At 49.0% G+C, this 11,564-nt stretch carries 10 protein-coding genes; 1 reads left to right on the top strand and 9 read right to left on the bottom strand.

What is annotated here, in order from left to right; all coding sequences use genetic code 11:
- Positions 1 to 10 precede the first annotated feature (10 nt).
- The 5 genes from PAV_RS07645 to ychF form a co-directional block, all read right to left on the bottom strand.
- Entirely contained in the window at positions 11 to 1,333 is a 1,323-nt protein-coding gene (locus PAV_RS07645; protein WP_005544860.1) for an L-threonylcarbamoyladenylate synthase, read from the bottom strand.
- 294 nt (positions 1,334 to 1,627) lie between these two features.
- A complete protein-coding gene (gene spoIIR / locus PAV_RS07650) occupies positions 1,628 to 2,410 on the bottom strand; it encodes a stage II sporulation protein R (protein ID WP_005544862.1) in 783 nt (260 codons plus the stop codon).
- A gap of 273 nt (positions 2,411 to 2,683) precedes the next feature.
- Positions 2,684 to 3,622, bottom strand: a complete 939-nt coding sequence (gene prmC / locus PAV_RS07655; RefSeq protein ID WP_005544865.1) for a peptide chain release factor N(5)-glutamine methyltransferase — start codon at positions 3,620 to 3,622, stop codon at positions 2,684 to 2,686.
- A gap of 7 nt (positions 3,623 to 3,629) precedes the next feature.
- Positions 3,630 to 4,703: a peptide chain release factor 1 gene (prfA, locus tag PAV_RS07660; RefSeq protein ID WP_040735690.1), complete on the bottom strand. Its 1,074-nt coding sequence runs from the start codon at positions 4,701 to 4,703 to the stop codon at positions 3,630 to 3,632.
- 190 nt (positions 4,704 to 4,893) lie between these two features.
- The gene (gene ychF / locus PAV_RS07665) at positions 4,894 to 5,994 is read right to left on the bottom strand and encodes a redox-regulated ATPase YchF (protein WP_005544868.1); all 1,101 of its coding nucleotides are present in this window, start codon (positions 5,992 to 5,994) and stop codon (positions 4,894 to 4,896) included.
- Positions 5,995 to 6,337: 343 nt separating this feature from the next.
- Here ychF and PAV_RS32235 point away from each other — a divergent pair, with 343 nt between their 5' ends.
- On the top strand, positions 6,338 to 6,526 hold the full coding sequence (locus PAV_RS32235; RefSeq protein ID WP_005544870.1) for a hypothetical protein: 189 nt from the start codon (positions 6,338 to 6,340) through the stop codon (positions 6,524 to 6,526).
- A gap of 75 nt (positions 6,527 to 6,601) precedes the next feature.
- Here the strand turns inward: PAV_RS32235 and PAV_RS07675 are convergent, their stop codons facing one another.
- The 4 genes from PAV_RS07675 to PAV_RS07690 all read right to left on the bottom strand — a co-directional run bounded on the left by PAV_RS07675 (position 6,602) and on the right by PAV_RS07690 (position 11,525).
- Positions 6,602 to 7,780 (bottom strand): hypothetical protein, encoded by a 1,179-nt coding sequence (locus tag PAV_RS07675; RefSeq protein ID WP_005544872.1) that lies wholly within the window; start codon positions 7,778 to 7,780, stop codon positions 6,602 to 6,604.
- A gap of 350 nt (positions 7,781 to 8,130) precedes the next feature.
- Positions 8,131 to 9,483: a sodium-dependent transporter gene (locus PAV_RS07680; RefSeq protein ID WP_005544875.1), complete on the bottom strand. Its 1,353-nt coding sequence runs from the start codon at positions 9,481 to 9,483 to the stop codon at positions 8,131 to 8,133.
- A gap of 248 nt (positions 9,484 to 9,731) precedes the next feature.
- Complete coding sequence (locus PAV_RS07685; RefSeq protein WP_193372989.1) at positions 9,732 to 10,547, bottom strand: carbohydrate ABC transporter permease; 816 nt, start codon at positions 10,545 to 10,547, stop codon at positions 9,732 to 9,734.
- An 84-nt stretch (positions 10,548 to 10,631) separates the two neighbouring features.
- On the bottom strand, positions 10,632 to 11,525 hold the full coding sequence (locus tag PAV_RS07690; RefSeq protein WP_005544879.1) for a carbohydrate ABC transporter permease: 894 nt from the start codon (positions 11,523 to 11,525) through the stop codon (positions 10,632 to 10,634).
- Between the last annotated feature and the right edge of the window lie 39 nt (positions 11,526 to 11,564).

The following is an 11,564-nucleotide window of genomic DNA, read 5'->3' on the forward strand; positions in this document are numbered from 1 at the left end:
AGGCATACACCTATTCACACCACATGACCCGATGACCCGCCGCCTTCATCATGCGGTTCATCACTGCAAGACCGATACCTTCTGTGCTGCAAGCTTCTGCCAGCATATAAGTCGCACCTGCTTCATCGAAATGCCGCAGCGCGTCATACAACAGAGAAGCTGCCTCTTCCAAGGCATGAACACTGCCGATCGATGCGACAACATCAGCCCGATACTGCGCCGCATGCTCCTTGAAGGCGAGCACCCCCGTCGTCTCTCCACGCTGCTTTGCTTCATCAAGCTTGCGTTGAATACAGTCGATAACCCGCTCCTCAGAAGTACCCTGCACAATTTGCAGCTGCCCTTTGGGCGCGTAATGAGTATATTTCATACCAGGTGAACGCGGTGCATTCATTTGATCAGCATTCGCCTGAAGTTTATGCTTCGCTGTATCTTGAGAAACAAGCGTCTTATCATGACTCAAATCTGCTCTAGCTTTGGCAGAACTCGTATTCTGATTCAACAAAGACGTTCTCTGCGACTCTTCATCTGCTTGAGCAGATGCTGGAGATTGCGGAACCTTCGACTTGATCATTCCTCCGTTAGGATCGACAGCTGGATCAATGGTTACTTCTGACGCAACCTCCTGCAGCATCGCCGTTGTAATCCCACCTGGACGGAGTACATGTACACGGCTGCCGATTAATTCAACCACGGTCGACTCTACTCCTACACCTGTAGCCCCGCCATCGACAATTGCGTCGATACGTCCATCCAAATCCTCGTGCACATGCTCTGCTCGAGTCGGACTTGGGCGTCCTGAGCGATTGGCGCTTGGAGCAGCCACCGGGCATCCAGAAGCCCGAATAAGGGCCAATGCCGTATCATGGCCGGGCATCCGTACACCTACCGTATCCAGTCCCGCAGTCACACGGGGTGATACTGCTCCAGGCCGTACAGGCAGCACAATCGTAAGCGGCCCCGGCCAAAATTGATCCATAAGGCGCGCTGCGGTATCACTGTATGGCAGAACCAGTTCCTCAAGCTGTGACAGGTCTGCAATATGAACGATTAACGGATTGTCAGACGGACGCCCCTTTGCAGTAAATATACATTCTACAGCCTTCGTATCGCGGGCATCTGCCCCTAGCCCATATACCGTTTCCGTCGGAAAGGCAACAGTACCTCCAGCAGCTAGTATGGCCGCACCATCTGTTATTCCTTCTTGCTGTTCGAGCGGCATATCATCTGATATCAACCACCACTTCGTATGCAGTTGATGAGCGCAACCTTTTTCCGAGGTAGCTGCTCTTCGATTCTTTTCCCGTTCATGTCGAATATTCATCGCGTACATTCCTTACCTCATATAAAGTAAAGCATCACTCTCCCTCTCCCATCTTGCTCGATATGGCCGACGGGGAGCAACGCAAGAAAGATGCCAAAGGAGCTTCGGCATCTTCGTAATTTAAGATTTCACACGTATTCAAGCGTATTCGCATCTATTCGATCTTTTCTATTTTCCACATAGAACTGTATTCATTATTCTTTAGTTGTACCATAATGGCGCCGACACGTCCAGAAGAGCGGCATCCAAAAGACCGTCCGTATTTCTCCCCACTTCTCTAATCGCTTGTCAAACAACCATTTATCATCCGAAAATTGCGCCGAATATGGAGCCTATGAAATGAAATAATGACTCCAGTGCTTCCCATAGAAAGAATTTAACTTCTGTCCCGCCCGTTTCACCAGTGGATTGAGATTGTGCGCCTGTGGAATTCTTAGCATCAACCGTAACCGATTCCCCAACCGAAGATGATGAAGACTTGTCTTTCTCTCCACCCTTGGTTGAGGCAGTCTCATCAGAGTTCCTTTTATTCACTTGGGCCTGAGCTGTATTTCCATCAACGAAGCAAAGCGGCGGGAACAAAACACACCACCAATTTTGTCCGCTTCCCTCTCCAAGAGTAACGAGCAGTGCTTCATACAGGCCAGCAGGATATACCTCGCCACCATACCACTTTGCCGGGAATGATACTTCACCAAGCTTCACCTTGGCTCCGTATGCCAGCCCTTCTTCGCCCAGCACTCGTTCTGCCGTCTGCTTCAGATCATCGATATGGGCAGCAATGAGCTTGCGGGCTTCCTCACGAGTAGATGGCTTTTCCTCCGTCTTCAGCCAGCCATTCATTTGCTCCACGATCCGATCACGAACTATGCGCTTCACGCGTTGATCATTGTCCGAATCCGAGTTCGCCAATATACGCAGCCGAATCGCATCCTCGGGGATATGATCCTGTTTCTCTATCATTTGCTTTTGAATTGTTTCATTTCCACCATCAACAGCCGCCGCACGGCCATTATCCCAACGCATCAAAGCTCCCGTTGCCAATACAGCAATCGCGAGACCGAGTACGAACACGCGTACATTCATGTTCATCCTGCTCCTTGTGAGGTTGGGCGCGCCTCTTGTCTATCAGTATGTCCGTGAGCAGGATCCTTAAACCTAGCAAAGATACATTTTTTGATAGATATATAGATTTGTTCCGTTCTTCCCTCCGAAAATAAAAAAGGCCGCCCTATCACAGACAGATTCTCTCTGCAAGATAGAACAGCTCTAACGGATTTTCTCTTCTTGTAATGAATGAGGGTACAATCCAAATTGCTAACCAGATCTATGGCTGACTACGCATGCATCCCCCACTCACTACTCCATAGTCCGAATTCCAATTACATGACGCTCGATGCCAGCCAGATCAGGTACAATGATCAGCTTCTCATTATAACCTGCATGTGCAAGCAGGGCAGCTACATCTCTCGCTTGTCCTTGGCCTACCTCGAACCCAATTAGACGAGGCGCCTTGCCAAGCGTAGTCAGCATTCCAACAAGACGACGATACGGGTCAAGTCCATCCGCACCGCCATCAAGCGCCGTATGCGGCTCATAGTCACGAACCTCACGCATAAGTCCCGCAATATCATCCGCTGGAATGTAAGGCGGATTGGACACTAGGATGTCCATTTCGCATCCAGCGAACGGATTCAACAAATCCCCTTGATGCCACAACATGCGCTCCGCAACACCTAACCGCTCTGCGTTGCTCTTCGCAACCGCAAGCGCTGCTGGCGAGATATCCCCTGCACTTACGCGCCAATGAGGCCGTTCATGTGCAAGTGCACAGGCAATTGCGCCGCTGCCTGTGCCGATATCCACAACACGAAGCTGTGCTTCTAACGGCCACAGTCGATCAGCCTCAGCAAGCACAGCTTCAACGAGAAGCTCAGTCTCTGGACGTGGGATAAGCACATCCGATGTCACTTCAAACGACAGCCCATAGAAATAGGCCTCCCCCATAATATATTGGGTCGGCTCGCCCGTTGACCGACGCGATATTGCCTCTTCGAATACAGAAACTGCGTCTTCAGGCAGCTGTTCCGTTAGTGCAACCAAATAAGCCGTGCGCTCCATGCCCAGTACATGACGAAGCAGAAGCTCGGCATGATGACCAGCATCATCGACCCCATTTTCCGCTAAAAAGAAGAAGCCTGCACCCAGGCTTCTCTTATCGTTGCCGGCCATGCGAGGCGATATGAAGCGTTGTTCGCCGCATTGTTCAGCTGAACACGCTCCCCATTTCGTTCGCAAGACTCACTCATGCTTGATTCTCCCTCTCCAGCAGCTCCGCTTGTTCTGTCAGCGTAAGCGCTTGGATAAGCTCTTCCACATCACCGTTCATAATTTGATCGAGCTTATGAAGAGTTAAGCCGATGCGGTGATCCGTCACACGGCTTTGCGGATAGTTATACGTCCGAATCCGTTCACTGCGATCTCCTGTCCCTACCTTGCTCTTACGCTCGCCAGCATACTTGGCTTCTTCCTCTTGACGCTTAATTTCATAGATGCGGGCACGCAACACCTGCAATGCCTTCGCCTTATTATCGTTCTGGGACTTGCCATCCTGACACGTAGCCATGATTCCCGTCGGAATATGCGTTACACGCACTGCCGACTTCGTCGTGTTGACGGACTGACCGCCAGCACCAGAGGAACAGAAAGTATCGACACGAATATCTTTATCGAAAATTTCAACTTCCACTTCATCTACCTCTGGCATTACAGCTACCGTAGAAGTAGAAGTATGAATACGTCCGCCAGACTCGGTTGCCGGAATACGCTGAACACGATGGGCGCCGCTCTCATACTTCAGCTTGCTATAAGCTCCCTTACCGGATACGGAGAAGATAACCTCCTTGAATCCGCCCAAGTCGCTAATATTGGCTTCCATCAGCTCTGTGCGCCAGCCCTGCGAATCCGCATAACGCGTGTACATGCGGTACAAATCAGAAGCGAAGAGCGCTGCTTCATCGCCGCCTGCCGCCCCGCGAATTTCCACGATAACGTTCTTGTCGTCATTCGGATCCTTCGGCAGCAGCAAAATGCGAATTCGCTCCTCAAGCTCTGTTTGACGCGCGCTTAGCTCCTCGATTTCCATCTTCACCATTTCGCGCATTTCATCGTCAAGTTTCTCTTGCATCATCGTTTTCGCAGCATCAAGCTCGCTAAGGACATTTTTATATTCCATAAATGCTTCATAAGCTGGCTGTAGATCGGATTGCTCCTTCGAATATTCGCGAAGCTTCTTCGGGTCATTAGCCACATCCGGGTCACACAGCAGCTCACTCAGCTTCTCATAACGATCCGCAAGGGATTGCAGTCTATCCAACATCATACACGCTCACCTCTCTTCTCTGATTCAATACTACCACGTATATTCACGTATATTCATGAACCTTGATTTGCGCAATCGCAGTTCGTGCTTTCTCGTAGGGATGATCGCGCTCATCGCGCAACCATTTTTATGCTTCGCCCTGCTTTGAGCTGGGCAAATGATCTTCACGTCCATTCGTGCAGGAATCCTACACGTTGAAACGGAAATGCATAACGTCTCCGTCTTGAACAACGTACTCCTTGCCTTCCAATCTTAGCTTGCCTTGCTCCTTCACCGCATTCATCGAGCCGCCAGCAACCAGATCATCATAGGATACAACTTCTGCACGGATAAATCCACGCTCGAAGTCGGAGTGAATAACACCTGCCGCTTGTGGCGCCTTCATGCCTTTGCGAATCGTCCATGCACGCACTTCCTGAACACCTGCTGTAAAGTAAGTGTACAGTCCAAGCAAGCGATACGCAGCCTTAATCAAGCGATTCAAGCCGGATTCATCCAACCCAAGCTCCTCAAGGAACATTTCCTTGTCTTCACCTTCAAGTTCAGCAATCTCAGCTTCTACCTTCGCGCTAATTGGCACTACCTCCGCATTTTCAGCTGCGGCAAAGTCGCGTACCTGCTGGACATACGGATTGCTGTCCGCATCCTTCACACCGTCTTCGCTTACGTTGGCCGCGTACAAGACCGGCTTCATCGTGAGCAAGTGCATATCGCGAACGAGTACCTTCTCTTCATCACTCAGTTCCAAACTGCGAGCAGGCTTATCATCGTACAAAGCCTCTTTAAGGCGTTCCAATACTGCTGCCTCTGCCGCATATTTCTTGTCGCCGCTCTTCATGTTCTTCTTCGTACGGTCAAGACGCTTCTCAACCGATTCCAAATCAGCTAGAACTAGCTCTAAATTAATCGTTTGAATATCGCTAACTGGATCTACTTTCCCGTCAACGTGTGTAATATTCTCATCCTCAAAGCAGCGGACCACGTGTACGATCGCATCTACTTCACGAATGTGGGCCAAGAACTTGTTCCCAAGTCCTTCCCCCTTGCTCGCACCGCGAACCAATCCAGCAATATCAACGAATTCAAATGCCGTTGGAACTGTACGGTTCGGAACAACCAGCTCTGTCAACTTCACTAAACGCTCATCTGGAACCTCAACCACACCAACGTTAGGATCAATCGTACAGAACGGATAGTTCGCCGACTCTGCCCCCGCTTGCGTAATCGCATTGAACAACGTCGATTTGCCGACGTTAGGCAACCCAACAATACCAGCTTTTAATGCCATTTATAAGTACAACTCCCTTAGAACATATATTTGAATAACCATTGTTTCGAATATCACCTTCGTACTTACCCTTGATCTATCAATTGAACATACTGCACAACTTCACTCGCAATAAAAAATGCAAAAATTCCTTAACCATTATAACCAACAACGCAAAAAAACCTAGTCATCGACTAGATTTTTTCCGTATTGTCAACATTTGCTCACTTCAAGAGGCAGAATGGTTCCCTTTCTCCCCTTTCCTTCTCGGATAAGGAGACTATCCACCGAACATACTACTGCTGTAACCTTATCCAACATCCAACTGGAAGTAATGATTATAAGCAAAGTGAGGGACATTTACATGGAGAACAAGTCACATCGCGGCAATTATAAGGGAACAACAGCAATGAAAGCGAAAAATCAAGATATGGCCTTCGTCAACGATACAATTGAAGACGCTAAATCAGTGACACCTTTCTCAGAAAAAAGAAAAGACGGACTAGTTCCGTCTTGCCAGTTCAATGATCCCATTCCCTATTCAATAGATTAGGCGCCCAATTGCCTTGCAACCAATACGATGTTTTACGGAAGCAAGCTAGCCCGGCAAGCATTCTTCTATGGTTGCTTATGTGACGAATCGATAAAGAGAACGAATCGTCATTCCCGCTCCATAACGTTCTGCGTTTGGCATTTCAACTTGATTTTGCAAGCATATTTTGATCACACGAGCAGCTGCAGGATGGATCGACATCGTTCCATCTTCCTGCTTCTGCATAATGGCTGTCCCCTGTTCTGATGTCTGGAACAATGAGTACAGCATTCCATCTGCAACCAGCATCGGGCTGTTCCAATTCCATTGCAGCCATTCCTCATCCCACTGCACAGTGGACTCGCCAATCTCCCACACCACCTGACGTGAGCGCCGCTGATGAGCCGATATCGTCTTCTCCAGCGCTTCCTTCCAAAAAGCAGCACGTTCATCCAGCGTAGCACCCGCACTCAATGAGAGACAAGCTGCTTGCGCACATACCGCCGCTATAGCCCCATCTGCCCAAGGGAATTGAATACGATCAAATCGCGGCAGTGTACACCCGGAAATAAGTCTGCTCATCTCCAGATGTCCGATTAACTCAGGAGCTGTTACAGCAATGCATACGGCGCGAATTGCTTCATGAAGCTCATCGTCTTGATGCTGTCCAAACGCAATGGAGGGGTTGAATGGCTTACCGATACGACGCCGATAGTCTGCCAACGCGAGCAAACCATTAAGACGCACACGCGCTGTACTTCCGTGAAGAGCAGCTTCCTGGAGCGTATTTTCAACAGCTTCATCCGTCCATTGCAGCAAATGCAGGACATAAACCGCCTGGACTGCAGCCATCTCATCTTCTTTTACCAGAGACGTCCAATCTTCATACCGTTGGCGAAGCATCTGGATCCAGTGTTGCTTTACCTGATAGGCAATCTCTCTTGACTCGCAATCACCAGCATGACGATAGTGGTATGGCGTTACTCCAAACGGAAGATGGTTGTCCATTACCGAGCGCAGCACCTGCGCAATCCCATTCAATATGGATGCCTTCGCAACCGACTTATAACGAACCGTCAAAATATCCAGAAGCGGCTCAATCAACGCACAAACTTCCGCATGAACGCCATTCTCCAAGCACAGCTCCTCGAATAAGGCTTGAGCTGCCTCCGCCGACTGCTCCATCGATCCGTTCTCCATGACACAGAGCAATTCCGGCACATTGTCTTCTGAGCCGAATGCATATACCAATCCTGTCCCATTGGCCATGCCCATATTCTCTACGCCTCCATAAGCCGCCTGACATAGGGGCCCCGTGGTTTTAATTTCCATTATAGCACCAGATGTCAACTTTGGAACGGATTTATCGAAAAATGTCGAAAAATGAACACAGAAGCGACAAACGAACCTTACATACAAGTGTATGTAAGACAGCATATTCATAAGTGTTTCAAATCATCACTGATTGGTGAATGAATTTATAGCATGACATTCTCCCCCATTAGATGAATGGCATTAAAAGACAACGCCCCAGAAGGCACAGCGAGCCATCTGGGGCGTTGTTCGGCACATAAGCCTTCTTTTAAGTAACGAGCAAACTCCCGCATTGATCAAAAGTTATACTGTTACACTAAGCCGATCGACGACAAGAAAATCAAAATAATGAGCACGGGAGCGATAATGCGCATTGTGAACATCCAAACACTTCTCCACGCAGGCGAAAGGCCCGTTTCCTCGCCTGATTGCTTCCATGCGTAGCCAACCAGCAGTGTCACGAACAAGCCCCCGAGCGGCAGCATCACATTAGAAGTGAGGAAATCGATCCACTGGAAGAAGTTGCGGCCTCCCAGCATCGCCTCTTCCCAAACGCCTCCAGCTGACAGCGTACATGGAAGTCCAATGACATACATTGCAGCAATCACGTAGGTGGTTGCCTTGCCGCGTCCAAGATTGTATCGACGCATAATATAGGCAACTGGCACTTCGGTCAAAGCCAAGCACGATGTCACAGCCGCAATCGCAAGCAGCAAGAAGAACAAGCCGCCAAACAAGGAACCGTAAGGCATCGAGGCAAACGCTGCAGGCAAAGCAACGAATACAAGCCCTGGCCCTGAATCCGGCTCAATTCCAAATGTAAATATCGTAGGAAAAATAATTAATCCTGCAATCAGCGCGTACACCAGGTCGCCCGCCCCGACTGCGGCAGTGGCGAGCGGCAGCGATTGATGCTTGTCCACATAAGCGCCATATGTCAGCATGGCTCCCATGCCAAGCGACAAGGAGAAGAAAGCAAGTCCCAATGCCATCAGTGCCGAATGGAAGGTCAACTGTGAAAAGTCCGGTTTCAGGAAGTAAGAGATCCCTTCTGCAGCGCCATCCAGCGTTAACGTTCGCACCATCATAATTAATAGAATGATGAGCAGGCCCGGTATAACAATCTTGTTAAATTTCTCGATGCCTCCAGATATTCCACGAGCAATAACGAATCCACTCAAGGCCAGCACGACGATCTGCCAAATGATCGGCATGGTTCCTCCCGTAAAGCTCTTGAAGTGCTCTGCATAATCATTGCTTTGGAACAGCACTCCAGTTACCGACTCCATTGCATACTGAAGCGTCCATCCAGCAATGGTGCTGTAATACGTCATTATCAGGAATGCTGCCAATACGGCGATGAAGCCAAGCACTCCCCACCCTCTTTTTCCTGATAATGTGGTAAAGGCTGATACGGCATCACCGCGTCCGCCACGTCCAACAGCTAGCTCGCCCAAAAGAACGGGCAGGCCCACGATCAAGAGACAGGCGATGAATAGCAGGAAGAATGCCCCGCCGCCATTTTGCCCGGTAACATAAGGGAACTTCCACATGTTGCCGAGTCCAACTGAGCTGCCGATAGCAGCCAAAATGAATCCTGCTGAGCTGAATTGCTCTGACTTATTTACCTTTTGAGGAACCTTCTGAGAATGTTTTTTTGACATCTAACGTATGCCACTCCTTCTTTCCTGCTGTATTTACTAGGGTGCCCCAAGGACTGAGATAAACTCCATTTTATTCAATAATGCGCTCCGAATCGAATGTAATATTTCTCAATTCTTCAATCTGCTAACATGAACAGACATCCTCACCGTATGATTGAACGAAAAAAGGCGCTCTCTGCACTGTATAAAAAGTGCAAAAGAACGCCTTCGAACATCGTATCAATTCACAGCTCAGATTAAAAAGTACCTTACTTAATTCCCGAGTGCATAAAGCTGCTAATAAATTTGCGCTGAAACAATAAAAATCCGATAATAAGCGGCCCTACGACAAGCAAAGTCGCTGCGCTTACCTCCGCCCATTGCGCACCCGTCTCGAACGATTGGGCGAACATCGCAAGTCCGACAGTAAGCGGTCGATTTTCTACAGAGTTCGTAACGATAAGCGGCCAAAGGAAGTTGTTCCACTGGTAGCTGACCGACACGACCGCGAATGAGATATATACAGGGGCCGACAAAGGTACGAAGATACGCCACAAAATACCCAAGCGAGAGCAGCCTTCCACCATCGCTGCTTCCTCCAGCTCAAGCGGCAGCTGCTTGAACGTCTGGCGCAGCAGGAATATTCCGAACGCAGAGGCGAAGTAAGGCAGCATAATGCCCAGCTTCGTATCCAGCAAGCCAAATTCTTTTAATACATGATAGTTAGAGAAGATAAGGACATCTGCTGGTACCATCAACTGTACCAAGAACAGCATAAACACGGCATCCTTCCCGAAGAAGCGAATCCGTGCGAATGCATAGGCAGCCAGCGTTAGGCTGAGAAGCTGTACAAGCAGCACACCGCCTGCAATGGTGAAGGTGTTCAAGTAATATTGGGCAAATGGAGCCCCTTCCCATACCTTGGCAAAGTTAGCAAGTGTCCAGTCCCATGACCAGAAAGAATTCATACCTGCATCCTTGGGACGGAAAGCCGTCCATAACATCCATATGAGCGGCACAAGCCATACGATGCTGACCACAAGCATAATCGCATGCCACAGCCATTGCTTCATTCGGCGCTTCATCTTTTCAATTTTCAAGGCTCGATCCGATATAGGCAGCCTACGGGCAGCGTGTGTTCCAACTGAATTTTCCATTAGGCGCCTCCTTTATTGATAATGGATCTTGCGATCCCAACCGAAAAATTGTAAGGATGACAGCACAAGCAGCAGGGCGATCATAATTACAGTCATGGTCGCGGCCATGCCCTGATCGTAGAAGCTGAATGCCGTGTCATAGATATGGTACAGAAGTAGGCTGCTAGCATTGTCCGGCCCGCCCTTTGTCATAATCCACAAATGATCCACAAGCTTGAACGCATTTGTTAAAGCAACGACTGCCACGAACAACGTGGTCGGCATCGTAAGCGGAATCGTAATCCGTGTGGTCACCTTCCACGTGCCAATACCGTCTACAGAAGCCGATTCATACAAATCCTTCGGAATATTCTGTAATCCAGCCAAGTAGAAAATCATGAAGTATCCGGCTTCCTTCCAGATCATCATCACAATCATTGCCCACATGACTGTATCAGGCTGACCGAGCACATTCATTTCCGTCGTCTGTCCGACCCACTTCGCAAGCTGCGCCAGCAGACCATATTGAGGTGTATATATAAACAGCCAAATGTTCGCTACCGCGATCATTGGAATCATATTCGGATAGAAGAATGCCACGCGGGAGAAGGAACGTCCCGCAATTGCCTTATCAGCGAAAAGAGCCATGATGAATGCGAGCGCCATGGAAGTAGGCACCGTGCCGATAGCGAACCAGATATTATTGCTGAATACTTTTTGGAATACGGGATCTTGAAACAATGCAGTAAAGTTATCAAGTCCCACAAAGATCGGCACCGGTGTAGCCAGGTCGGATTGATATAAGCTGAGCCAGGCTGTCTTCAGCATCGGATAATAGGTAAAGAGCATAAGGAACAACAGCGATGGGAGCAGTAGCGCCCAAGCCAATGCATTGCGTGATAGGCGTTCTTTCCATTTGGCGGTCATCCTCCTGACCTCCTTCTCAAATAAATTAACGTAAACTCA

Origin of the sequence: Paenibacillus alvei DSM 29 (assembly GCF_000293805.1) — a bacterium.
Classification (GTDB): Bacteria; Bacillota; Bacilli; order Paenibacillales; family Paenibacillaceae; genus Paenibacillus_B; species Paenibacillus_B alvei.